Raw genomic sequence first — 25,831 nt, forward strand, 5'->3', positions numbered from 1 at the left:
GGAGTTAAAAATGAAGTGGGTTATTTTGATTCTTGGTATCGCCTCAAATGCATCGGCGAGTGTTCTTATTAAAATGGCAATGATGCCGCCACGAGTATTTCCAACCTTTAGCAATCTTTTTTCAATTTTGGAAAATTGGCCTTTTTTGCTTGGTCTGGGACTCTACGGGTTAGCATTTTTACTCTATTCAGCATCTTTGACACAGCTCCCCCTTAATATAGCTCATCCAATTCTTACATCTGGAGCTGTTGCCACTGTCGCATTATTTTCGGTGCTGATATTCGGAGAACCATTTCATTGGACTACAGGAATAGGGATTGTTTTTGTTCTTACAGGTGTAATCATGATCACCCTCAAAGTAGCGTAATTTTAAGGAGAAGAGCACAACTATGACGAATGATATTAATCCCAAAGTACGTGCTACTTGGAAAGTTCCATCATTTAAAAAACAACTCTGGTTGGGACGCTCACAACCTTGGTGTGTCATCATACCAGTTATTAATGAAGGCACTCGAATTTCTAGCCTACTTTCGCGAATGAAATCCCTAGGAATTTGGCAAATGGCCGACATCATTATTGTAGATGGAGGAAGCACTGATGGTTCATTGCAACAAGAGTTATTACAAGAAAATGAAGTGAGGGGACTACTGGTTAAATCAGGGCCAGGTAAATTGAGTGCTCAGCTTCGTTGCGCCTATTCCTTTGCGCTGGATCAAGGGTATGAAGGTATTATAACCATAGATGGAAATGATAAAGATGATCCTGAGGCCATTCCGAGATTTATAGATGCACTGAACCAGGGGATAGATTTTGTGCAAGCATCGCGTTTTATTCAAGGAGGAACAGCAGAGAATACACCTAAAATACGTGATTTTGCCATACGTTATATTCATGCGCCAATGCTCAGTTTATTTTCTGGTTTCAAATGGACAGATACTACCCAAGGATTTAGAGCATATAGCCGAAAAGTCCTACTTGATCCTAAAGTAGCGCCTTTTCGGGATATTTTTATGACCTATGAGTTATTGGCTTATCTGTCCTATCGCATACCTAAGCTTGGCTATCACTGTATCGAACTGCCTTCCATTCGACGCTATCCCGTAGGCGAGATACCTACAAAAATTAGTGTATTCAAAGGAAACATATCTGTTTTAAAAGTTCTTTTTCTAGCCTGCTTTGGCCAGTACAACTGATCTTTTTTAAATATTTGACCATTTAAAAAGAATCGACAAAAACAGGAAAATTTAATTTAATAAATGGACATACATAAATGACTTCAACTTATCTTCCAATCCGTAAAGCAGTGTTTCCTGTTGCAGGCCTTGGAACACGTTTTTTACCTGCCACTAAAGTTTCTCCTAAAGAAATGCTTCCTATTGTGGATAAGCCCTTGATTCAGTATGCAGTTGAAGAGGCTTATGCAGCAGGAATACGCCAAATGATTTTTGTGACAGGTCATAATAAGCGTGCAATTGAAGATCATTTTGATACGGCATATCAGTTAGAGGCAGAATTATACAATCACAAAAAAAATGAACTTTTATCTATAGTCCAATCAGTAAAACCAGAAGATATGGATTGCTTCTATGTACGCCAACCAAAAGCATTAGGTTTAGGACACGCAGTGTTATGTGCGGAGCAATTAGTTGGTACCGATGCATTTGCAGTTCTTCTTGCAGATGATCTGATTGTGAGTTCAAAACCTATCATGCAACAAATGACAGAACTTTATGCTGAACATGGATGTAGCATCTTAGCTGTGCAAGACGTTCCTTGGGAGCTCACACAAAACTATGGCATTGTTCAAGGTGAAGCTCAAAATGATCGTTTGTTACGTGTGAATAATTTGGTAGAAAAACCTAAGCCTAGCATGGCTCCTTCTAATATTGCTGTAGTTGGACGTTATATTCTTACTTCATCCATTTTTGATCAGATTCGAGCCTTACCAACTAGCCGTTATGTTGGTGAAATCCAACTTACTGATGCAATAGCAACATTATTAAAAAAGGAAGATGTATTCGCTTATCGCTATGATGGGGTACGATATGATTGTGGAAGTAAGCTCGGCTTTTTAAAAGCGAATGTTGAGTTAGGAAAAATCCATCCGGTTGAAGGAGAAGCCTTTTCACAGTGGCTGTCAGATTCTTTGGCATTCTCCCAATCGGAGGTAATTAAATAAGATGCTCGTGAATGTCGCAAACTTACCCCATAAGTTTTGATGAATTATGGGGCTGATTTGTTAACATAAATTATTAATTAAACTTTCTTTTAAATAACGCAACATCCTTAATTTCTAACCTGCTGCACGCAGAAGAATTAGTAAGGTTAACTTTAAAACCATTCATTTTTTTGATCAAAGACCAGCGTGGTAACGCATCAAGGGGTACTATCAAAATGCCATTGCCTCCTGTAAATTTTACGCTATAGAGTTCTGAAGGGCTTTTTGCCTCGTCCCCCCACCAGAATATTTGTAACATCGGATCTGTAGTTTTATCATAACAGGTAAAGTTAAATTTAATGAGACCTCCATCCCTACCTGAAAAATCAACCCGGGATAAATCATATACTAAGAATGGGTTAACGCCATTTACTTGGTATACATGAGGTTTGATCATTAGTAAATCATTAGAATTAATAAGCCTGGAATCAAGATCACTTACTTTACTCATTTTACTTTCCAGCGATCTTGCTGAGTGCCCCCAAGATATTGGAATTTTCTTAAAATCAGATTGGGAAAAGGAGCTGTGTAAAAGTTCACGCTGATATTCAGTCATTGCGTTCTTTGATCCGATCCATAGAATTTTATCGGTACTTAAATCCGGAGATTGATAAGGAAGCTTTTGTTCAAACCAAATAGCTAAACCTTCAGGCCAAACTCTTGAGACAAAAAGTACGTCGCCATTCCAAACAAATTTATCCCCCACAGCCACATACTTTATAAGATATGGGTCATCTATAACAATAGCATTTTCATAACGATGTCTACCGCCCTCCCAATTCTCATCAGTTATTAATTTGAGCTTTGCAGTAATACCCACGTTCGATGAGTGCTGGAAATCTTCTTTTCTAAAACCCAAAATAAAACCATCCATATATTTTGGTATATAATTGTCCAACACAAATTGATAAAGATAAGGATTCCTTAGCGCAAGCACACTTCCATCATGACGAATGTTATTCCCCTCAAATAAGGCAATTTTTGGAGGTTTTGATCTAAGAAGATTCACAGCTGTTTTTTGCTGTGATATTGGAACTAAATTATAAGGGGCTGTGACTGGAATTGGGGGAATTCTATTCATATAGAAATATTGGGCATTACGAGATGTTAAATCAAGATAGGTGTCGCCTTCCTGAAGATTGTTGTTAAGCAAATTGTTTAATGTTGTCAATCGCTCCCAATGTGCATCGTCCACAATTGCAATTCCTATGTTAGATAAACCCGATGCAGCTCCGCTTTTAACTGGTGGTGAATAAACAAATTGATTGAAACTTGCACCTAATTGCTCAAAAGATAAGGTGGCAAAACCTATGGATGCACCCATAAAACATATAACAACCATCAAAAGGACTTTATTCTTTGGAGCAAGAAATCTCCATAAAATCAAAGGTAATAAAATTGTCCAAACATAAGATGCAAGTACACCGGGTCGACTTACGCTTGCGGGGTCAATTCTACCGAGCGTATATGGAATTAAAAATAACATAAATATAAATAAAACCAGCACGGGTAATAGTTTTTTTTCTGTATCAACACTACTTACTCTTAAATAATAGAGTGTTATGAGTGCTATCGGAGGAACAACTACCCATGACATACGAACTATTTCTAAAATAAAATTTTTTTGGCTCAAACTTAATGCCCAAGGAAGACCATAAGCAATTTGGTTAATTGCACCATTCTCTATCACATATTTTAGCGCCCCATCCATCATCCAACCAATTGGTGTGATGATCACTACAATCAAGAGGATTAGTGATGATATGGCTATTGGATACCAATTTCGCCTATCCTGCTTAAACAAAAAATACCATAAATGGTAGATAGCCAACAAAGCTGATGCAATAACTATTGATATACCTTGCGGCGGAACACCTAAAATTGCAATTGGTGCAGTTAATAGCCAGATAGCAACCCACCTAGCATGATTTTTCCAAAGCATCTTACTAAACCATAAACAAAGAAATAGGGTAAGAAAATACCACTTAAGCCCGCCTCCAAGAAGAAATATAGCAATAAATGCTAGAATTGAACTACCACTAAACAAGAAAATTGAAATGTATGCTGTTAATCCCAACAGTGCATTAGCTATTCTTTTTGATTCATAGAAAGTACTAGCCGTACCATCATAAAAAATTGTTGAGAAAGCTCTTGGCAAATCATCATCAATAAATCCATGAGCAGGTATATAGCCTACATAAGGTATTGCTCCTTGAAGATAAGACCACCATCCAAGCAAACCCTCGCCAAAGTGGTAATCATCAGTGGAAATGTATGGGAGAGATGTATTACTAAACTTCAGACCTATTAGTAGACCATACAGCGCAAAAGGCGAAATATTTTTTGAAATATTGCCGCTATAACTATTTTTTTTATATCTGCGAACTACATCAATAATGGCAAGAAAAATTAACCCCATTATTAAAAAATTTAACCATATGGTTGTATTGTATTTCATGAGTCCTAGGTTAGGGGTCAAAATATATGCTGGATAAAGTGTGACATAAAATAAACTAAGCCCTAACTGCCCGACAAGAAGCAGGAATGGTAACAGTTTTTTTGTTTGCGTAGGATCGTATAATGAATATATCAATGCGATAAAATATCCTAAAATTGCTATTAGCATAGAAATAAAAATAAATTTTTCATTAATAGAGGCACTTAAGGAAGTTGATACCCTACTCAATATTATATAAATTTCGAGAGGAATTAATGAAATAATCAAGACTGCCAATAACAATATTCCGATCTCTTTCGGACGCACTATCTTCTCGTGTGTTGCATGTAATCTAAAAATAGTTGTAATAAAAAAAATACCTGCCGCAGGTAAATATATTAATTCTGAGTTCAAACCAACCCCGAGGAGCAATGATGAAAAACCGGCCAAAAATGGTAATGACCAAATTAATATCTGCCCAGAAAACTCTTCTCCAAGGTTTGGTTTTTTTATTTGTTGATATTTATTTAATGTGTTAATTGTGACTATAAAAAATAAGAAAAAACTAAATATAAAGGCTGGGACGGCTAAAATATCTTGGAACTTAGTATCTTCTTCCCAAGTGATATAACCGACAATAAAGTCTGGATAAAATGGGAGTGAGGAGATACCTAAAACAACTTTCACAGCGAAAGCACCTATAATCAATGCTCCAATAACAACTGAAAATAGCTCATATGAAGAAATTTTTTTTACCATTTTTGTTCCTTGACCTAGATCGGAATCATCTTTAACTCTATCTAAAAAGGTTGTATTAGTATTCGCTCGTTAAGTTAACACATGTGCTTCAATACCTTATTCAGTAAGGATTATAAAAATACAAATATTGGGGGTGTTGAAAAAATTAGCAGAAACACTTAATCCACTAACAAAGGTAAAAACAATCTTTGGGAAATGCACTATTATTTTTTTAATTTGCTCTACCTGGTTGCATGAATCAAAGATAACAGAAAGGAAGATCGGGCAGAAATCCATTCGGTGCTCTCTATAATACTCATTACTGAGTATCGTCCTTAAAAACAAGCATTCTAATCTGTCAAATTGAAGTAAGTCAACTCGAAAAAACGAATGAAAAAAGCAATTATAAAATGAATTACAATACTATTTTTATATTAAAAAATTCAGGCTATCGGAATCTGTAGTAGTTCAAACTTAATCGACAGACTGTAGATAGATCAGAAAATTGCAAGGAGAACCAATCTTCACTTGGCTATCCTGAGCATTTAGATTGTGTTGCTAACAATATAAAACTGATATAAATATCTGATTAAAATCATCGACAAAACAAAAGATTTCGACTAAATTCAACCAAGGCATCCATGTCATTTTATTTTCGCATAACGAATTTGCATAGTGAGAGTTTTTCAATCTTTCCTTAACAGAATCGCGTCATTAATATCAATATTGAATCACAAAACAAAGGAGATGTTTAACGTGGTGTTTTCTAATGAAAATAGTGAATTAAAAAACATAAACTCAGAAAAAAACTGGTTTGATTATATCTCCATTGTCCTTTTTATGATCTTTGTTTTTTTCGCAATACGTTATCAAATTAAGCTACTATATTATATGGAATGGGGTGACGAATCCGAGACTATTGTTACAGCAAAAATGATTGTTAATGGACAATCATTATATTCCCAGATATTCAATCATCACGGCCCATTAACATTTCTTACTGGTATTGTATTAGAGAAATTTGGAAGTTTTGGAGTATCTGGACATCGTTTACCGATAGCAATACTTCAAATAATTGCTTTATTCTCTATATATTATTCACCACTTTTAAAGTGTAGTTACTCTAGACGTCTATACACCATAACTGCAACATGTGTGATGCTTCTGTATTTACCTGATGTTTTGGTCATACCTACATATACCAAGTTCTAGTTGGACTGCTACTTATAATAATTTTATCGCAATATACTCTACCGGCCATTTTACAACCTGAAAAACTTTTAACTAGGCACATTTTACTCGGAAATGCTCTAATAGCGATGCTACCCTTTTTTGCAATTACCTATTTGCCCGTTGCTATTCTTTTATTTTTCGCATCCTTACGAAAAAATTTTATTATTTTATCTTTTATCTCATTAATAATCTGTGGAATCGGTAGTATTTTCTACTTAATAAAAATTGGCTCTATCTCCGGCTTCTTTGCTTACCATATTTATTTAAACTCGACAATCCTTCCCTTATACAACGGGCAACATATCGATCCCCAATTAATACTTCACATATTTAGAATGCTAACAGGAGATACATTACAGTTTATTTATCTTTTGATTTTAACTTTAGCCATCTTAGTGATGGCTTCTCGTGAAATTAAATTTCCTTGGCGAACAGTCTTTTTTGGTCTTGGAATTTTCAGTTTGTTACTCAGGGGGGCATTAGGGTTTCATGGTCTTCCTTTCTTGTATTCTTTATTAGCCATTCCTTTAGCATTTACAGGCAGGGAAGCTGTTGAATCACGTCAAGCACAACTTATAATCTCGTTGTTTACAGTAATGTGTACTGCTAAACTTGCATTTTTATTTCCCGAAGATAACGAAAAATTTTTGTCAAAAAAAATCCCTGAAGAGACCGAATTTGCTCAGTTGGCTTCGTCGCTTACAACTAAAGATGAGAAAATCATCGTCTATTCATTTCAAAATTTTCAATACATAATGGCAGATAGACTGCCCGCATCAGGCCATTTCTTTTATTTACCATGGCAAGAAAAATACAATAAAAACCCGATACTTGGTATTAGTATTAACGCATGCAAAGAAATTTCAGACTACCGCCCCAAGGTGATGTATATTGATAAGTGGACGGTATGGGGCAGATATCCATGGGACAGTTATGCTGGCTGCATTCAAAAGTTTATTGATGAACAATATGTGAGGTTATATGATCGTCCTTATTACATTAGAAAAGACCTGATTGTATTCCCAGATGGTATTGATATGCAGAGACATATGCAGCCTAGTGTACAACTTAATAATGTGAATACAATCAAACTATCGCTGCTCTCTCTTCCTAATGAGAGTTCAAATAACCAAAAATTGAAGCGCATAGGTGTAATGTTCGGAACATATGGAAAACAGAATCAGGGAGAGGCTGAGTTAAAACTTTTTTCTCTAGATGGAGCTATTCGTTCACAGCGATTTTCATTGTTGGAATTGACAGATAATAAATATCGATATTTTAATGTGCCAAATGCTACTTATAATTCTGGAGAAATTCGATCAATATCGGGTAGTGGTATTAGTACATGGGAAAGTCATGATAATAAAAATGGAGTCTTGACTTGCATCAAGTACGAATATGAGGATGGCAAGCAACTGTTTACTCCTGGATGCCCGCTCGTTTGATCATCCTCTATCAAAAAAAGGGTTCTTTTCATGAAAAAAGTAACAGGTAAGTTATAGTTATAACCAGACCACTTCAATTTCGAAATTAAGAATCTAAATATAAAATATATTTAGATTCTTATATTACATGGAAGAAACTCGTGGAGGAAACGCTAAAGAATAATGACTGCATGTTAAACTTAAATTAGGATTATAAAAGGGATCCCTTTCAAGTAAATTGCCCCAATGTTCTAACATATAATTTATTTCTCTTCCTGCTTGCGTTTTTTCCTCTTGAGTCTGAGCTACACCTCTTGTTAAAGACTCATAATGGTATAGTTCTGCAAAGGGGGTCCAGAAAATTCTGTACCCTTTTTTATAAGCACGCAAACAAAGATCTACGTCATTAAAAGCAACAACAAGAGTATTTTCCTCGAAACCATTTAACTCTTCAAATACTAAACGTCGCATCGCCATGCATGCAGCCGTAACTGCCAAAAAATTTTGGGATAATGAGTCTTTTCCCATGTATCCATGTTGTTTTCTAGGCCATCTTGAAAAGATATGCCCCGCCACTGACCCATAACCACCTATGACCCCAGCATGTTGAATAGTGTCATCCGGGTAATAAAGCTTAGCACCCACTATTCCAACTTCAGGTCTTATCACCTGGCTAACCATTTCTGTTAACCACGAGGGGGTTATCACTTCTGTATCATTATTAAGAAAAAGAAGTATATCTCCCTGCGTCTTACTAACAGCAAAATTGTTAATCTTTGAATAATTAAAAGGTTTATTATAGGAAATAATTTTAATTTTTTGATTATGCATGAGCTGCTTAAAATAAGCATGAGTTTCTTGTTGTTGACTTTGATTATCAACAATTATCACTTCAAAATTTTGATACTCTGTTTTTTTAAGAATACTCTCTATACAACATTTAAGAACTTCAACCTTATCTTTTGTTGGTATAATAATGCTTACTAAAGGCTGCTCCTTAGGCAAGGAGTAAGTCACCCTATGAAAATTAGGTAATAAAGGGTTCTTTGTCACTTGCACTCCAACTACCTTTTGACGCTCTAAATGAGATTGAATTGCTTTTCGAGCCGCATCTTCACAGGTATATGCTTTTGAATTCGACACAGACGCAGGAACAATACGCCAGTGATATAAAATGTGTGGAATATGACGAATTTGATCTGGCGTAATCACTTCAATCACTCGAAGTGCCAAATCATAATCTTGGCTTCCCTCATAACCTTTACGAAAGCCACCTATTTCATTAACTACCGAACGTTTATAAACACCTAAATGACTAATAAAATTATGGCTGTAAAACAAATCTGGATTCCAATCTGATTTAAAGTATGGTTCGCAGCGTCTTCCGTGATCATCAATTTTATCTTCATCACTATAAATTAAGGTGGCGTTAGGATAAGCATTCAATTCTTCGACGATCTTATACAATGCATGTTCAGTTAACTCATCATCGTGATCTAATAAAGCAACAAACTCACCCGTCGCCAGTTGTAATGCGCTGTTACTTGATTCTGCAATATGGCCGTTGGCTTCCCGGTAAATTACCTTAATACGCGGATCTTTTTTTGCATAATAGCTTAGAAGGTTTTTAATATGGCTGGCTGAAGAAGCATCATCGGCAATACAAAGTTCCCAGTATGGATAGAGCTGGTTTAAAACGGAATCAATCGCGAGTTTTAGCCATTTTTCAGGAGTGTTATAAACTGGCATAATCACAGAAATCGTAGGCTTATATTTTAGATCGGCTATTTTTCTTTTAATATTTTTTTTATCTACATCAGTCAAAGTATCGTATAAACTAACCCATGTTTGATAGTTTTTTTTGGTAGTTGGGACTTTCTTCCGTGATTTTTCAAAATGCACTAAAGGATTGATCCCCTTTTGTTGTACTTTAGGATTCTCAAGTAAATAATCTACCGTTGAAAAATTGGGGCCCGGATCACGTCTTTCTACTGCACCATATTGTACGTAATGGAGCACTGGATCTAATCCAGCAGCTTTTACATCAGGATAAGTATCTAAATACCAGTCGGCATCAAAATAGGCACTCCTTTTACAAATTTTAATCGCTTTTTTATTTATACCTAACGCCTTTTTTTTTCGCCATATCTCCATGAATTGAAACATTTTTTTCCCTATTTCACATAAATCGAATGAGCACTCTCAGAAAGTTAGTCTATCTGAGCAGGTAATACTTTAGTGTATTAATCTGCTTAACACAACACTGATTTTATTAATATTTTTCTGCATAATTATTATCATAATAAGTTATTTTCTCAAGAGAAATGAACCTCAAAATGTACTAAAGGATTAATTCTCATTCTTTCTACTTCTGGATTTTCCTCTATATAAAATGCGGTTGAAAAATTAGGCCCGGGATCGCGCTTTTCAGCCGCACCATATTTTACATAATGGATCACTGGATCTAGCCCTGCAGCTTTGACATCGGGATAATGATCTAAGTACCAATTCTCATCAAAAAAAACACTGCGACTACAAATTTTAAGAGGATTTCTTAATATTTTTTTTCTAACTCTACGCGTCAATTGATGTATTTTTTTGTTTTTGAGAGATCTTATGGTTTGTTCTAAAAATAATATTTTTTTATTTTTAGATGAAAAAAGAATTTCTAAATTTCGAATATGTTTTTCTTTATCCGCAACCATACGCTCTATAGTTTCAAAACAGTTCTGGTTTTCAACAAGCATATATTCTATGTTCTCAATATGCCTGTCTTTATCCGCAACCATACGCGCCATAGCTTCAATATGGTTCTCTTTTTCAACAAGCATATATTCTATGTTTTCAATATGCCTGTCTTTATCCACAACCATACGCGCCATAGTTTCAATATAGTTCTCTTTTTCAACGAGCATATATTCTATGTTTTCAATATGCCTGTCTTTATCCGCAACCATACGCGCCATAGTTTCAATATGGTTCTCTTTTTCAACAAGCATATATTCTATGTTTTCAATATGCCTGTCTTTATCCACAACCATACGAGCCATAGTTTCAATATGGTTCTCTTTTTCAACAAGCATATATTCTATGTTTTCAATATGCCTGTCTTTGTCGGCAACTACATGCTCCAGGGGTGAAACATGGTTCTCTTTTTCTTCAAGCAGGTGCTCTATATTTCCAATATGCCTGTCTTTGTCGGCAACTACATGCTCCAGGGTTGCAACATAATTCTCTTTTTCCTCAAGCAGGTGCTCTATATTTCCAATATGCCTGTCTTTGTCGGCAATTACATGCTCCAGGGTTACAACATGATTCTTTTTTTCCTCAAGCAGGTACTCTATATTTCCAATATGCCTGTCTTTGTCGGCAATTACATGCTCCAGGGTTACAACATGATTCTTTTTTCCTCAAGTATGTACTCTATATTTCCAATATGCCTGTCTTTGTCGGCAATTACATGCTCCAAGGTTGCAACATGATTCTCTTTTTCCTCAAGCATGTACTCTATATTTCCAATATGCCTGTCTTTGTCGACGATTACATGCTTCAGAATTTCAATTTGATTCTCTTTTTCTTTTAGCATATGTTCTAAATTACAGATATGCCTATCTTTATCTTCTAGGACATGAATATGTTTATCTGCTTCTTCCAGTATATGCTCTAAATTCTTAATATGATTATCTTTATCCGTGATCGCTTTTTCTAGACTCTGGATATGCTTAGTATAATCAGTTATTACATAATTCCAATTCGAAAACCGAAGAGGCGAAGATAAATTAGATACTGCAGTTTTATCTTGAGCGACTTTACATTGAAATAGAGATTCTAGCTCATAATAAGAGTGAATTTTATCCTCACCCACTTCATAACCCATTTCCTTATACAGTGCTAAAAATAATCCTAATAGTGTGTTGGGAAAAGCACTTTGTGCTTTTCCATAGCATGAAATTATGTTATTTAACATAAGCACACTACGAAATATAAGAAATCCTGCAGGTATTGGGTACTCCCATGACCATTCTTGATCTATTGCGCTAGGTTTCCCATTTGGGGCAATTATTATATTTTGAGGAATTAGATCAATGCTATTTCCAGGTAAAAGTGTATCAATATTAATTTTGTTAATTGGTTTATTTTTTAAAGTAAGGGATGCTAAAATGAACAAATATTTTTTAAAATATAAACTCACTTCCTTAATAGACCATCCATCACGTACTACAATATCTATAAAGTCACAGGACAAAAGTTTGCCTTTTATGTAAACAGCCTTTTCTTGCAGAGAATGCGAAAGCGCCTGGTCTTTTAAGTCTGAAACAGCGTCGGATTCAAGCAGCTTGCATTGTACTTCAATATTTCCTTTTTTAGTGTTTAAGAATAAAGTTTCCTTACAAAATGGTTTCGCCCTATGTGTAGAGTAGTGATACGCTAAAATCTCTGAAGAAGATAATTTAGTCTTTGAGGTTTGTGCCACAATTAAAAAAGAATTCGCAAGATCGAGACCTAGTTCATTTTTTAGAACCACAGGCCAAACTAATTCAGGTGAGAAAAACAAATGAGGTGGTAATTGAGGGTCTGCTCTCACCCCATGGGTTACTAACATTCCCGGATCAAACTCTTGATTGGAGAAGCCTCGTTGAGTAATGATGGACAACGGTAACTTGTAATCAGGAAATGGAGCAAAAAACTCATTTTCTATAAACCCTGCTTGATGGAGATGATTATTTAAAGTATGCCGGCCGTAAGTTGTGGGTTGTTTGCCTTTATAACGCCCCTCTATTCCATACAAAGGTTGACCATGATGATCTTCAGGAGCCCCAGCAAAATATTTAAGCCCTAGCTGATTTTCAATTGCGATAATGAGACGCCCTTCGGGTTTTAACATAGATTTAACGTGTTGAAGCATACTTTGTACGGGACACTCACCGGGCATAAATAAATTGGCGTACTCCAATACACCAATTAAGGTAATCACATCAAACTTCTCATGGCCAACAAATTTATGAAATTGCTCACAGACCACTGCTACATTATTCAAGTCTCGGGTACGAGCACGCGTAATCACCGCACGTCTTAATGTTCCTTCAAGTGCTAAAACATTGGCTCCGCATTCCCCTAAATAACGAGTTATTGCTCCACAACCTGAACCGATCTCAAGCACATCCGAGCCCGGTAAAATATTTTGAAAAGGACGCAAAATATTCGCTCTACTCGCGCTCAGGTGATACAAAGAAGGCCAGTCAACACAATGTTTTTTTAATTCCGGTGAAAATAATGAAACATCTTGGGCTTTAGAAATTACGGCGGCAATACGATTTTCTACCTCATCACCATCATTATAAGCAATACTCTCACAATCAGCTTTCAACCATATCCGAGTATTAGGATCTAGAGAATAACCAAGGTTAGAAAGTAAAGGGTTCATGTGTATACTTCCTGTGCAGAGAGTTTAAGTCCTAAATCAACAAGACCAAAAAAGCTTGTTTCAGCCAAAACATGTAAATGGACTGAGTCATAACGCCTGTCATGAGGGATGATGTCTTCTCCTTGTCGCGAAGCCACTCCAAAAGAAACAAAATAATCCCCCGAAGCAAGCTTACACTGAAACGATACTTCAGATTGAATTATCTTTCCATTAGTACCAAATGTTTTAAATTCATCAACATTAAGTGTTTCTGAGTTGGCTCCATAAACAGCAACACCTTCTTTTGTTTTGATGGTAATACCAAAAATTGGACGAATCACATCCCTTAAAAATCTTACTGAAATCTTTAAAGTAATCCATTGGCCTGTAGTAATGGATAAAGGATAGGGCTTCTTCTCTGCTTCCATATAAAAATCAAGTATTTGCGCTGCCCCATCTCCCCATCGGTATTCATAGGGATTGTAGCACGGCCGAGTAGCGAATAGATCAGCAGAAGTACTTAGTTCATGTTTAGGTTCTGGTATTTCAATAGCAGGCTCTTGCTCTTCTGAAGGCGTTGTACTATTTACTTTACCAAATAATAAATCTAAATACCGATTGACGACATGCCTTGGTTCACCTAATTCCATAACAATGCCATCATTCAATAAAATAGCCTGCGAGCAATGTGTCACAATTTGCTCGCTTGAATGAGTGACTAATAGAATGCTTGTTCCATTTTTTCTCAATTGCTTCAATCTATCAAAGCATTTGGCTTGGAATTTTGCATCTCCCACAGCCAAAGCCTCATCCACAATGAGAATGTCTGGCTCTACTTGGGATTGGACTGCAAAAGCTAGTCTTATCGTCATTCCAGTAGAATATGTTTTCGTTGGTTGCTCGATGAACTCCCCTATATCAGCAAAAGCAACGATATCCTCAAAACGCTCATCAATTTCTTTTTTACTCAACCCCAGCATCGTTGCATTCATGTAAATATTTTCACGCCCCGTAAACTCTGGATTAAAACCTGAGCCTAATTCTAATAAAGCAGCAATCCTACCTTGTGTTTGTACCGCACCTTCTGTAGCGGTGAGTGTGCCGCAAATTATTTGTAATAGCGTTGATTTACCGCTGCCATTTTTTCCAATAATGCCAACCGTTTCTCCCTTATTCACTTGAAAAGATACATCTTTAAGCGCCCAAAATTCGCGATAATATTGTTTGCGACTTGGGCTAAGTATCTGCAGCAAGCGATCTTGAGGTTTGTTATAAATATGATAACATTTACTCAGATTGTTTACCTTGATGGCAATTTCAGAAGACATTCTCTCACCAATCCTTTTTTAGAAAGTCAAATTTAAGAAGACATATCGCCTCGTTTGTGTCTTTATAAAGTCTAATCACTGCAAAACAGAGATTATGTATGATTTAACAGATAAAAATGCTTAGGATCAAGCAGAAAGATTATAAAACATCAGCAAATCCATCCTTTGTTTTCTGAAATCCAAAAAATCCAATATAGGCAATAAAAACACTAATAATAAAAAAAAGTCCGAGAATCTCCCATTGGGGTAAATTTCCAAAAATAACAAGGCTTCGAGCTTGCTCAATGATAAAAGTTAATGGATTAAGAAACAAAATCTTTTGAAAAATCTCTGGCAACATACTTATTGAATAAAAAACCGGCGAAAGATACATAATCACTTGCAAAATAAACACCATCAGATGAGTAATATCTCTTACATACACCCCTGCCGAACAAAGAAACCAGCTCACTCCCAGGGAAAACAAAATTAGGGGTATAAATAAAACAGGAAGTAACAAAATAGTAGCATTTACTTTTCCCAAGATAAAAAAACAAAATATCGCTAATATAAACGTACTCACTATTGCGTGGAAAAGAGCGGTTCCGACGATCACCCATGGATAAACCTCTACAGGAAACACCACTTTTTTTACAAAGTTAGCATTACTTACAATCATAGCAGGTGAACGATTCAGACATTCAGCAAAAAAATTCAAAATGATTAACCCTACATAAATCAGTAATGAATACATAAGATTATTGGTAACCCCTGGCCATTGAATATGCATAAAAACACTAAACACAAGGGTGTAAAGACCTAGCATGAGTAAAGGTGCAAGGATGAGCCACAATACCCCGGCAAAAGAACCACGATATCTCATTAAAATGTCGCGTTTGACCAGTTGCAAAATGAGATCATAATGACGCCATAACATTAAAAACATCTGTGCAGGGTGATTTTTTGATAAAGAACGACCCATTTTATTTCCTATAAATACATACATCCAAGGTTGTAACTATACAACAACATTCAATTTAAATACATACAGAATCAGTTAAGTCCTCTTTATAATTAAATCATATTAACCTATTGTATAATATAGTAATTCATTAAAAAAATAACGAAAAATCTCATATTGTCTTGAGATATCTAAAACCTACGTTTAAACTACGGAACTATGATTGCACACTCGGGATGAGTGTATATTAAAGGATTGCCATAGAGCACTAAGAAATGATTGGTAAAATAGTTCGCTCATTAATTGATGCAAAAAACATCAATTTGTTTTCAGTTGCTTTTAAAATGCTCGTAAACAGCAAACGGAAGTTTATTGGGATGGTCATTGGCGCCACCTTTTCTGCCTTCATCATCATGCAACAACCTGGGATTTACCAAGGGGTAACCGATCGTATTGTTGCGCCAATCCGAGCAATTACCGATGTTGATTTATGGGTGATGGGAGATACTTCCTTTTCGTTTGCAGATCCCCTCTATTTTAGACCTATAGATATCTATCGTATTCGTAGTATCCCTGGAGTGCTTTGGGCAAAACAATTATACCGGACCTGGTATACCATGATACACACTGGAACTGGGAAAATTACCTCGTGGGAACTTATAGGAGTCGACCCGGAATCATTAGTTGGGTTACCTAAAACAATGATTGCCGGCACACGTTCCTCAATCCACAAAACGAATTCAATTATCATTGATGGTTATGCTTTAAAGCAGTTTGAAGCACCCAATGGAAGAACAATCCAGTTGGGGGAAAAAATGCTTGAAGGACGAAATAAATTGATTGTCACCGGCATAACGAAACCGTTACGCACCTATATGTATGAACCTAAAGCGTATATGACCAGCAATCATATTCCAGATGTTTCTCACCGCAACTCGTTTATTTTAGTGAAAGTAAAGCCTTCTTATGATGTACGACAAATTGCCTATGAGATTCGAAGAATTACTGGTTTTCTTCCCTTGACTCCAGATCAGTTTGTCGATCGTTCTAATCAATTTTTTCGTGAAAAAACACCTATTGTTATTGCGTTTATCGCTGTCGCAATTGTTGGATTCATTATTGGTCTCGTGATGATGTGGCAAATCTTTACTAATTTTGTTTTAACTCATCTTCATCAATTCGGGATGTTAAAAATGTTAGGAGTCTCCAGTTCTTCATTAATCAAAATGGTATTATTCCAAGCAGCAATTACTGGGGGCGTAGGCTATATTCTTGGCCTGGCACTGACGGTGCTTTTTGGCTTGATCTTCCATGACACAACGGTGGCATTTCACCTCACGCAACAAATTATTTTGTTGGGCGCTTTAGGGTCAACAATAGTCATTGTTTTTTCTTCTTATTTTGCTATCTTAAAAGTCTTACGTTTGGATACAATAGAATTATGTCGGGATACCAATTAATGGATAACAGTGAAGCCCCTACTTTAAATTGTATGAATATTGCCAAAACTTACCAAACAGGCACTACCACTCTTTCAGTATTAGATAATTTCTCATTAGCACTTCATCCGGGTGAAATTGGGATGTTAATGGGAGCGTCTGGATGTGGAAAAACAACCCTGCTCATGATAGTAGGCGGTATTCTTAGCCCCGACCATGGTATTTGTGCTGTATGTGGGCATGACCTGTATCAAATGTCTCCTAAAGATAAAGTAGCTTTTCGTGCCGCCCATATCAGCTTTCTGTTTCAACATCTTCATTTATTTCCAGCACTCTCCGCACTTGAAAATTTGGCATTGCCCTTGTTGATTGATGGTGTATCACCTGAGAGTGCTTATCAACAAGCAAAGCAACTGATGATTCGTTTAGGACTTGAAATTCATATTTACTCAAAGTTGGAAACTCTTTCTGGCGGACAAAAACAACGAATTGCAATGGGGCGTGCCTTAATTCGCGCGCCGCGCTTAATACTTTGCGATGAACCCACCAGTAACTTAGATAGAGACAGCAGCGATTTAGTTTTTTCATTGATACAAGAGTATGCTGAAAGACATGGGTGTACTTTTTTAATTTCTACTCATGATTATCGGATTATGACACATGCAGATAAGGTACTTGAGTTCAAAGGATTAAATGATTACCAAGTGACTTATCGAAAGGAAACCGTATGAAAAGAAAAATTATTGGTTTTAGTTTGTTGGTACTTTTGATTGGAGGCTCATACTTTTCGTTCCTATTCACTCGCAAAATGTCACTACCTCAAATTCAGCCTGCGCCAGTTGCCGTAAATGAGGAAATGATTGTTCCTGCCATAATTGATGCGACAAATGACATCACTCATGTGCCAACCCTGCAAAGCGGCATTATTAAAAAGATAAATGTCACCGTGGGACAAATGGTAAAACAAGGAGATGTTTTATTTTCGCTGGATGACACAATAGGACAACACAATGTGGCGGTGAATAAGAGTGCTCTGAAACAAGCAGAAAATAATCTCATTATTCAGACAAAAAATTTAAATCATATTAAAGCACAGTTAAAACGATTAAAAAGCATTGATAAACGAGCTATTAATCAAGTAGATGTGCGAGAAAAAACACATGAAGTAAAAATGGGAACCATTCAACTGGAACAATTACAGCATGCTTTAGACACTGCAAAAGCAAATGTAAAAAATGCTGAATTGGCACTGAGTCAATTGCATGTGGTAGCGCCAAAAGATGGAATTATTTTACAAATTAATGCGCATGTCGATGAGTTTGTTGGGGGAGGAAGCCAAATCATTCTCTTAGGAGACGCTCAAAAAGTAATCGTACGTGTTTCAATAGAAGAACGAGATACCAAGAAATTTTCTCCTGAAGCCTCTGCATATTTAACTGGAGAAGACCTAAGTATCCCTTTAACTTTTATCCAGCTTGATCGCTACATTATTCAGAACGATCGCCTCAATGCACGAGTACAAGAAGCCTTATATTTTTATAAGAGAGATGATTATCCTAACCTTGTGGCAGGCCGACAACTTGATGCCCATATCGCTATTAAAAATAAATGATTTTCCTATGAACTATTATATTTCGTACTTTGCATTACTTATTTTTCTGCTGACCGGATGCTCCATAGGCCCCAAATATGTTCCACCTACTGCTTCTGTGCCATCCAATTGGAGCAATGGCATACAACATAAGTCTTTAGTAAAAAAAGACGATGCTTGGTGGCGGAATTTTCATGATCCCATATTAAATGATTTAATTGAACAACAGGCGGTTTATAATTTAAATTTACAAACAGCACAAACCAGAGTCACGGTAGCGCGCGCACAATATGCGGTAGCCGTAGCCCAATTACTGCCAACCGCAGCTCTTGGAGCATCTCCTCCAACAGGAACAGGATTTGATATCAATCAACTTATTGCCTTAACTGGTAATTTAGATCCTGATATTTTTGGCAGGAATCGTCAAATAAAACAAATGGCTAAAGCAAATTTCCAAGCAGAACAAGAAGAGCTTGATTTTGCATTAATAAATTTATATGCAGAAATTGCTTCCTCTTATTTGGAGTTACGCGAAGCACAAGCAAGAAGGATGGTATTAGATAATAATATTTCAGGCAACAAACAAACACTGCAATTTATCAAATCCCGTTATAAAGAAGGGTATGCTAATTACTTGAATTTTGCGCAACAAGATGGATTAATTGAAACTCAACTGGCGGAATTAGAACAAAATAAAGCATTAACAACTGCTCTCTTGCACAAAATAGAACTACTAACTGGCAATAATCCCGGCGTATTGGCAAAAAAATTATTGCCACCTAAACCAATTCCGCAACTCACTCAAAATATTAATTTAGGATTACCCGCTGAACTTTTACAACGCCGCCCGGATATTAAAGCGGCTGAACGCAGAGTCGCTGCTGCACATGCTAATATTCGTGCGACAATGGCAAATTTGTTGCCTCAAATCACTATAGGATGGCTACTGGGATGGCAAACTCAAACCATTGCAGGGAGTATTCTTACTGCGCGTAATCTGCTTACGGTACAAAATCCCGAATCCACTTTCTATGGAACTTTTACCGCACCCATATTCAATGTCGCTTTATTCAATTCCATTGAATTACGCAAACGTGAGAAAACTATGATAGTCATACAATATCAACTCGCAGTGATGCGTGCATTACATGAGGTTGAAACTCAATACAGCTATTTTCAGCATTATAAAAAAAGTACCATTCATCTTAAACGTGCGGTGGAACAAAAAAGACTTGCTTTAAAATTAGCCAGGGATGTTTATCAAAAGTCATACACTGATTTTAATACGGTACTTCGTGCAGAAGAAGAATTAAATCATATAGAATTTGCCTACCTACAAAATATTGTTCGACTTCAAGTCACGCAAATCAATCTTTATAAAGCTTTAGGAGGAAATGTTAATTCATAGGGTTTATTGACCATATAGAATAAGGAACCGGTTTCATGAGGCTTAAGAGATTAAATGTTGTATCTTTTACATTAATCTTAACTGCATATTTTGCATTAGTACTCAATTTCCCATTTATTATTAAAGCAATTACTCATATAAAAGAGGAACATATCTCGATTGAGAGTACCGTTTTTTTGAGCATGACTATCCCTCTCTTTTTATTTTGCGTCTTTTTCTCTTTATTTTCTCTTTTTAGTGTCAAGTATTTGGAAAAAGCTGTTTTTATAACAGTAACTTTAGTTTCATCTGTTTTGAGTTACTGTCATGTGTATTATGGATTTGTTTTTGATTCACATTCCGCAATGATCGCTACACTTGAAAAAACGAATACAAAAGAAGTTCTTCCCTTTATTACTCCTTCATTTTTAATTTGTTTCTTCTTATTTGGAGTTGTCCCATCTTATTTAATCTATAAAGTTAAGATCGTTCATTTTTCTATTAAAAAAGAAATACTCATCAAACTATTAAGTGTTTTTGTATATCCCATTTTTTATTTTATAATTATATTCCCCTTTTCCATTCGCTATTATTCCCTAATCCCCTTAACTGGACTCGCCGGAAAACCTCCGTTTGAAATGATTCCAAATAATTTTCTCAATGCAGCATTTAACTTTTATCACGATAAAATAATCGCACAACACCATCCTTACAAACAAATTGGGCTAGATGCTAAAAACAACAGCATGCATCATAATGGGAAAAATAATCTTTTGATTTTGGTCGTTGGTGAAACTGCTCGAGGAATGAATTTTCAATTAAATGGCTATGAGCGAGCCACAAATCCATATACAAAAAAACAAGGTGTCATCTCTTTTCCAAACATGACATCGTGTGGAACAGCTACAAGTGTATCGGTTCCCTGCATTTTTTCACATCTTCCACGAACTCAGTTTAGTAATTTAATTGCAGAAAACCAAGATAACCTACTCGATATTTTAAAACGAACCGGGGTAAATGTATTCTGGCTGGACAATAATGGTGCCGGTGATTGCCAAGGTGTTTGCAAACATGTTACATCAACAATTACTGATTATAATTTTGATGGGGAATTAATTAACGAATTAAAAAATAAAATCCATCATTTTCAAAAAGTAGATACGGTTCTTGTGCTCCATTTAAAAGGAAGCCATGGTCAAAATTATCATACTCGCTACCCTAATCACTTTAATCAATTTACTCCTGCTTGCCAAAATCAAGAGTTTCGACTTTGTGACCGTCAAACCTTATTAAATGCATATGATAATAGTATTTTATATACTGATTTTGTACTCCATGAACTCATTAATTTTCTAAAAGAACAAGATGACTTTTGGAATACGGCACTACTCTATACTTCGGATCATGGAGAATCTATTGGCGAAAAAGGAATATATGAACACGGCACGCCATATCTCATTGCCCCCCAGGAGCAAACGAGTGTCCCCCTTATTTTCTGGGCATCTGATTCATTCGCCGAAGAAAAAAATTTATCCCAAAGTTGTTTGAAAAAAGAATCCCTGATTAAAAAGCTCTCTCATGATAACCTTTTTCATTCAATTTTAGGCTTAATGAATATCAGTACTGAGCTTTATGAAAAAGAGCTGGATCTATTTATAAGCTGCTCGACAAATCATCCGTTAATAAACACTGCATCCGCTTCCCAGAATTTTAATACCGAGTATTAAAATTTCATTAGCAATTTTAAGAATATGCTAAGGCTTTACCCATAAAATGGACGCAATCAATTCAACAAGAATAAAAATAACTCAAAATTGAACTGATTACTTTTTACCTAATTTTTAATTGGAGTTGTCCATGCATAGCAAAACAGAAACATTAAGTAGCAAACGTTCAGTCATCAATCATGATCACTTAATCGGCGATGAAACTTATATGATAGGAATTTATAGAGCAGGTGGTGATTTATCAATTTATGCTGAATCACCACAGGGAATTGAATATTTCCATATCAGTCGAGGAAATAGTCTCAATATGGTAATTTTAACAGAAACGCTAGTTGGAACATGGGAGCATCATCAATTACTCCGTACCGTAGAACAAGCAGCGCGGATCCGAGCATTAAGATTGCGATCCCATGAGTATATGGAGCAAGCGATTACATCTTCTGAGTTCGAACAAGTCAAAGAGGTATTCATTGAAGCGTGCAAACAAAGTATAAGCAATCAATCTGAAATAGATTATTACTTGCAAACCGCTTTAAATAAATTAAATGACGAAACAAGGATGAGTTATAAACCCAAATTGTCAGAGCAATGCAGCATTCTCTAAATTGACGTATCGAAAAGCTCGAGGCTTAAATCTTCGAGCTATCTTTAAGATAGTAAGAATTATGTCACAATTAAATTTGGCTCATTTGCAAACTCAATTACTCTCAGCTATACCTCAAACTGAAGCCGTTAAAAAAGTAATTTAATGTGGTTTTCAGATAAAGAATCTATCTGGATCCAGACTCTACCTCGAACCGTTTGAACGGAGGAGCACTGCCATTAACTTAAAGGCCCCTAAATCAACGTCCCGCGGCTTGTCCATGGGATCCAATGAGGCGTTTTATGGATAAACTTAATCTCAATTTACTTCGAGCATTGCATGCATTATTAACCTGTCGCCATCTTACTCTTGCAAGCAAAAAAATGGGTATAAGCCAATCTTCCATGAGTATTTATTTGAAGCAACTTCGTGAGCATTTTCATGATGATCTTCTTGTTCGCGGCCAAGGCAATATCATGCAATTAACTCCTTTAGCAAATTCATTGATAGGAAAAACCCGCGAAGCACTTTCTCTGATTGAAACGTTATTTAACACTACAAAAACATTTAATCCCTTGATCTCCAAAAGAGTTTTTTCAATTGGGATGACTGATTTATTGTCAATTTTATGGACCCCAGGTTTGATTCGCCAATTGGAACAAGAGGCTCCGGGAATAAAATTAAATATAAAGCATCCTAATTATTTAAATTCTGCAGAAGTGTTTGAATCCGGAGATATTGATTTGATGATTGGTATGTTTGAAGGAGTTCCGGAGAATTTAAAACAACAAAAGTTGTTTCAAGATGAAGCAGTCATAGTCGGAGGCAGCCACCACCCAGGAATCCAAGAAGGGAAAATCACCTTGGACGAGTTATTAAAGTATCCATTAATCCAATTTTCATTAAAAGAAACACCTTTTTATAATTATTTCGATCGTTATTTAAATCAGCTTGGGCACGACAAACGGGTTTCCATTAGCTTAGGGCAAGGAATCATGCCTTTACTTGTGTTAGCGGACTCCAATTACCTTACTCTAAGTATCCGTCAGGTTGCTGAAAAGGTATCTCATTTCATCCCATTACGCATTGCTTCTGTGCCTTTTGAGGTGGATAGTTATCATTGCTATCAATATTGGCATCAAAAAGCGGATAATGACCCGGGGCATCGCTGGTTAAGGGAACTGATTCTGCATCAGACTACAAATGTTCTATAGAGCGAACATCAACAGCCTGATACGCTAATCCCTCTTCTTCAATGTTTAAGTACATTTAGCCAATTTAGCAGACTCATTGAGTTGCCAAGAGAGCAACAATTCATATTGCCTCACCTTGTTAAGTTGTTCTTTTTGCGATGGGCTTAACTCCAGACCTTCCCGAACTAATATTTTTGATTTATCCATCCAAGGGTAAAAACGATGTTTATTTTCCTCTGAAACGATAATTCCCTCAGGGAAAAGAAAAGCAGACACATTATATCCAAACTCAAAGCCTGGATTATCAGGGGATAATAAATTATTCCCTAATTTAAGATAGGGTATATCTGATAGTGCAAGCTCATATAAGGTTGGAAAAATATCTTTATGAGAACCAATACGTTCTGGATCATACTGAATGTTATTTTGATATACAGGCGGTACATGTAAAAAGAATGGAACCTCAAATCTTATGCCTAAGGTTGTATAATCTTTATAGTGAAACATCAATTCCCTTTGATTATGATCTCCTGAAGCGCCAATGATAGTTTTCCAACCCCAATGACTATGGTCTATTTTATCTAGAAAATGACCTAAAGAATCATTGGCATATTGATAGGTCTGCGCTGCTTGAATAAGCTCCTCAAACGGTGTGGTTACCATTTGCAAAAGTGTATCAGGTAGCGTTATAGGATAAGATTGATAATGAGTCGGGATGCTATATGGTGGGTGATTGGTCACTGTATTGATATAAATAAAAATAGGTTGATGATTTTCATTCGTGTCATTTAATAAATGATACGCATAAGCAAAAGTATATTCATCATAAACCCCCCAAGGTGATCTTTCTGCCTTAGGGTAGTGTTCTAAAATCGTCTCTAAGCCAATTATTTGATCAAACCCTTGGGTAGATAAAAAATGATCCGTGTTAGCCCAATGTGCTGAGCCTGAAGTTAGAAAAACAGTTTTATATCCTGCCATCTTAAAGGGTTTTGCTACAGATGAAGAGAGCATATTAGAACATTGTGTACTTAATAATTCGGGACGTGGCGTATTAAATGTTAAATAACCTAAAGATTCATAAGTAGCATTTCCACTAGAGAGAAAATTATTAAACAAAAAATCTTGGCTAAAGTACCTCCCCAATCTCCCCACCATGTCATTTTGAGTATTCGAGTAGAGTAATAAATGTCTCCCAAAACTTTCCATCTGCACAAATACAACATTAGGTTTTGGATGGTCCTTAGAAAACTGCTTCGTTGAGGTCTGGGAATATAAGTGTTGTACTCCAAATTCTTCTGATTGTATGTTTTTATTAAAGTATTTGTTATATGCGTTAAGTGCTTCTTGCAGAGTAATAGAGGTCCAAATCGACCGTGCAGTAGCTATTTCCTTATAAGCATCATACAAAGCAGCAGCACCATTTTCTACTAATTGATTCACCAGTGATGAAGAAGCAATTACTGGAAACCCATTATGATATAAACTGTATCCGCCAAAGGAACAACGCATCGCAGAAATATATAAAAAAATAGAGAGCATGATGCAAGTCAATTTGACAAACCATCGTGGATTCCAGTTTATTTTTTGGATATTTTTTTCTACAGCTCTCAATAAACCCAGCATTAAAATGAGAAGTAGCCCACCTCCTAAAATAAACCACTCAACAGGATAACTCTCAAAAATATAAGCAAAGGTTGCATCTGCTTGACCCAACAGAATATGAAAAAAATTCATCCCTATTTGTGTGCTAAAGTATTGATAATAGAAGAAGTTAACTACACAAATAAGTGCAATAGACAAAAGAAAAAACGCCCCGAGTAAATTATAGATACTAAAAAGCCGAGTTTGATTAAAAACAATCAAAAACAAGCCTAATACCACTAATGGAGAGAATATAAACGTGATTGCCTGTAAATCGTAAGCCAGTCCAAGTCCATATAAAGTGAGAATATCTTTGATTAAATGGGTTGCGTGAGAGTCAAAAAAATAAGCCAGCATAAAGGTACGAGATACCATAAAAATGGTGATCCCTATAAAGACATAAGACCAAATACGGGCTTGATATCTAATAAAACGTACAAACAATGGGTTCTTATTTTTATCATTTGTGTGCATCGAGGTGTCCCTGGAAGTTACTCACTCAATTTAAACTAAAAAATACTTTTGGTTCTAACGAGTGACAGAAG

At 36.0% G+C, this 25,831-nt stretch carries 18 protein-coding genes; 11 read left to right on the forward strand and 7 right to left on the reverse strand.

Translation table 11 applies throughout. The annotated features are described in order from the left end of the window. Positions 1–10: 10 nt before the first annotated feature. From EL220_RS16100 to galU, 3 genes are all read left to right on the forward strand, one after another. On the forward strand, positions 11–367 hold the full coding sequence (locus tag EL220_RS16100; RefSeq protein ID WP_027272642.1) for an EamA family transporter: 357 nt from the start codon (positions 11–13) through the stop codon (positions 365–367). A 22-nt stretch (positions 368–389) separates the two neighbouring features. After that, positions 390–1,193: a glycosyltransferase family 2 protein gene (locus tag EL220_RS16105; RefSeq protein ID WP_027272641.1), complete on the forward strand. Its 804-nt coding sequence runs from the start codon at positions 390–392 to the stop codon at positions 1,191–1,193. Between the two features lie 77 nt (positions 1,194–1,270). Beyond that, positions 1,271–2,179: a UTP--glucose-1-phosphate uridylyltransferase GalU gene (galU, locus tag EL220_RS16110; protein ID WP_027272640.1), complete on the forward strand. Its 909-nt coding sequence runs from the start codon at positions 1,271–1,273 to the stop codon at positions 2,177–2,179. Positions 2,180–2,252: 73 nt separating this feature from the next. Here galU and EL220_RS16115 read toward each other — a convergent pair whose 3' ends face one another. Further along, positions 2,253–5,414, reverse strand: a complete 3,162-nt coding sequence (locus EL220_RS16115) for a hypothetical protein (protein WP_027272639.1) — start codon at positions 5,412–5,414, stop codon at positions 2,253–2,255. A gap of 1,298 nt (positions 5,415–6,712) precedes the next feature. Between EL220_RS16115 and EL220_RS16120 the strand changes: the two genes are divergently transcribed. Further along, positions 6,713–8,071: a hypothetical protein gene (locus EL220_RS16120; RefSeq protein ID WP_128130943.1), complete on the forward strand. Its 1,359-nt coding sequence runs from the start codon at positions 6,713–6,715 to the stop codon at positions 8,069–8,071. 123 nt (positions 8,072–8,194) lie between these two features. Here the strand turns inward: EL220_RS16120 and EL220_RS16125 are convergent, their stop codons facing one another. The 5 genes from EL220_RS16125 to EL220_RS16145 form a co-directional block, all read right to left on the reverse strand. After that, entirely contained in the window at positions 8,195–10,216 is a 2,022-nt protein-coding gene (locus tag EL220_RS16125) for a glycosyltransferase family 2 protein (RefSeq protein ID WP_197720969.1), read from the reverse strand. Between the two features lie 149 nt (positions 10,217–10,365). After that, positions 10,366–11,133: a hypothetical protein gene (locus EL220_RS16130; protein WP_128130944.1), complete on the reverse strand. Its 768-nt coding sequence runs from the start codon at positions 11,131–11,133 to the stop codon at positions 10,366–10,368. 305 nt (positions 11,134–11,438) lie between these two features. After that, positions 11,439–13,475: a class I SAM-dependent methyltransferase gene (locus tag EL220_RS16135; RefSeq protein WP_128130945.1), complete on the reverse strand. Its 2,037-nt coding sequence runs from the start codon at positions 13,473–13,475 to the stop codon at positions 11,439–11,441. Further along, positions 13,472–14,782 (reverse strand): ABC transporter ATP-binding protein, encoded by a 1,311-nt coding sequence (locus tag EL220_RS16140; protein WP_027272637.1) that lies wholly within the window; start codon positions 14,780–14,782, stop codon positions 13,472–13,474. The genes EL220_RS16135 and EL220_RS16140 overlap by 4 nt, the downstream gene beginning before the upstream one ends. A gap of 139 nt (positions 14,783–14,921) precedes the next feature. Further along, positions 14,922–15,743 (reverse strand): ABC transporter permease, encoded by an 822-nt coding sequence (locus tag EL220_RS16145; protein ID WP_027272636.1) that lies wholly within the window; start codon positions 15,741–15,743, stop codon positions 14,922–14,924. 254 nt (positions 15,744–15,997) lie between these two features. Between EL220_RS16145 and EL220_RS16150 the strand changes: the two genes are divergently transcribed. The 7 genes from EL220_RS16150 to EL220_RS16180 all read left to right on the forward strand — a co-directional run bounded on the left by EL220_RS16150 (position 15,998) and on the right by EL220_RS16180 (position 23,663). Next, a complete protein-coding gene (locus EL220_RS16150) occupies positions 15,998–17,182 on the forward strand; it encodes an ABC transporter permease (RefSeq protein ID WP_027272635.1) in 1,185 nt (394 codons plus the stop codon). Continuing rightward, positions 17,182–17,892, forward strand: coding sequence for an ABC transporter ATP-binding protein (locus tag EL220_RS16155; RefSeq protein WP_035906746.1), 711 nt, complete (start codon positions 17,182–17,184; stop codon positions 17,890–17,892). The genes EL220_RS16150 and EL220_RS16155 overlap by 1 nt, the downstream gene beginning before the upstream one ends. Further along, positions 17,889–18,773: an efflux RND transporter periplasmic adaptor subunit gene (locus tag EL220_RS16160; protein WP_027272634.1), complete on the forward strand. Its 885-nt coding sequence runs from the start codon at positions 17,889–17,891 to the stop codon at positions 18,771–18,773. The genes EL220_RS16155 and EL220_RS16160 overlap by 4 nt, the downstream gene beginning before the upstream one ends. A gap of 7 nt (positions 18,774–18,780) precedes the next feature. Next, a complete protein-coding gene (locus EL220_RS16165; RefSeq protein WP_027272633.1) occupies positions 18,781–20,160 on the forward strand; it encodes an efflux transporter outer membrane subunit in 1,380 nt (459 codons plus the stop codon). A gap of 35 nt (positions 20,161–20,195) precedes the next feature. Beyond that, positions 20,196–21,866 (forward strand): phosphoethanolamine transferase, encoded by a 1,671-nt coding sequence (locus EL220_RS16170; RefSeq protein WP_051544812.1) that lies wholly within the window; start codon positions 20,196–20,198, stop codon positions 21,864–21,866. A 130-nt stretch (positions 21,867–21,996) separates the two neighbouring features. Continuing rightward, positions 21,997–22,470: a hypothetical protein gene (locus tag EL220_RS16175; protein WP_027272632.1), complete on the forward strand. Its 474-nt coding sequence runs from the start codon at positions 21,997–21,999 to the stop codon at positions 22,468–22,470. A gap of 281 nt (positions 22,471–22,751) precedes the next feature. Then, positions 22,752–23,663, forward strand: coding sequence for a LysR family transcriptional regulator (locus tag EL220_RS16180; protein ID WP_027272631.1), 912 nt, complete (start codon positions 22,752–22,754; stop codon positions 23,661–23,663). Between the two features lie 45 nt (positions 23,664–23,708). Here EL220_RS16180 and EL220_RS16185 read toward each other — a convergent pair whose 3' ends face one another. After that, the gene (locus EL220_RS16185) at positions 23,709–25,760 is read right to left on the reverse strand and encodes an LTA synthase family protein (protein WP_027272630.1); all 2,052 of its coding nucleotides are present in this window, start codon (positions 25,758–25,760) and stop codon (positions 23,709–23,711) included. Positions 25,761–25,831 lie beyond the last annotated feature (71 nt).

This window comes from Legionella sainthelensi, from assembly GCF_900637685.1.
GTDB classification, from domain to species: Bacteria; Pseudomonadota; Gammaproteobacteria; order Legionellales; family Legionellaceae; genus Legionella; species Legionella sainthelensi.

Bases quoted from the DNA above. Each gene is read 5' to 3' on its own strand.
- galU (WP_027272640.1), top strand. From the start codon at position 1,271: ATGACTTCAACTTATCTTCCAATCCGTAAAGCAGTGTTTCCTGTTGCA.
- EL220_RS16120 (WP_128130943.1), top strand. From the start codon at position 6,713: ATGCTACCCTTTTTTGCAATTACCTATTTGCCCGTTGCTATTCTTTTA.
- EL220_RS16170 (WP_051544812.1), top strand. From the start codon at position 20,196: ATGAGGCTTAAGAGATTAAATGTTGTATCTTTTACATTAATCTTAACT.
- EL220_RS16125 (WP_197720969.1), bottom strand. From the start codon at position 10,216: ATGTTTCAATTCATGGAGATATGGCGAAAAAAAAAGGCGTTAGGTATA.
- EL220_RS16135 (WP_128130945.1), bottom strand. From the start codon at position 13,475: ATGAACCCTTTACTTTCTAACCTTGGTTATTCTCTAGATCCTAATACT.
- EL220_RS16165 (WP_027272633.1), top strand. From the start codon at position 18,781: ATGAACTATTATATTTCGTACTTTGCATTACTTATTTTTCTGCTGACC.
- EL220_RS16180 (WP_027272631.1), top strand. From the start codon at position 22,752: ATGGATAAACTTAATCTCAATTTACTTCGAGCATTGCATGCATTATTA.
- EL220_RS16105 (WP_027272641.1), top strand. From the start codon at position 390: ATGACGAATGATATTAATCCCAAAGTACGTGCTACTTGGAAAGTTCCA.
- EL220_RS16145 (WP_027272636.1), bottom strand. From the start codon at position 15,743: ATGGGTCGTTCTTTATCAAAAAATCACCCTGCACAGATGTTTTTAATG.
- EL220_RS16100 (WP_027272642.1), top strand. From the start codon at position 11: ATGAAGTGGGTTATTTTGATTCTTGGTATCGCCTCAAATGCATCGGCG.
- EL220_RS16175 (WP_027272632.1), top strand. From the start codon at position 21,997: ATGCATAGCAAAACAGAAACATTAAGTAGCAAACGTTCAGTCATCAAT.
- EL220_RS16155 (WP_035906746.1), top strand. From the start codon at position 17,182: ATGGATAACAGTGAAGCCCCTACTTTAAATTGTATGAATATTGCCAAA.
- EL220_RS16115 (WP_027272639.1), bottom strand. From the start codon at position 5,414: ATGGTAAAAAAAATTTCTTCATATGAGCTATTTTCAGTTGTTATTGGA.
- EL220_RS16130 (WP_128130944.1), bottom strand. From the start codon at position 11,133: ATGCTTGTTGAAAAAGAGAACCATATTGAAACTATGGCTCGTATGGTT.
- EL220_RS16150 (WP_027272635.1), top strand. From the start codon at position 15,998: ATGATTGGTAAAATAGTTCGCTCATTAATTGATGCAAAAAACATCAAT.
- EL220_RS16185 (WP_027272630.1), bottom strand. From the start codon at position 25,760: ATGCACACAAATGATAAAAATAAGAACCCATTGTTTGTACGTTTTATT.
- EL220_RS16160 (WP_027272634.1), top strand. From the start codon at position 17,889: ATGAAAAGAAAAATTATTGGTTTTAGTTTGTTGGTACTTTTGATTGGA.
- EL220_RS16140 (WP_027272637.1), bottom strand. From the start codon at position 14,782: ATGTCTTCTGAAATTGCCATCAAGGTAAACAATCTGAGTAAATGTTAT.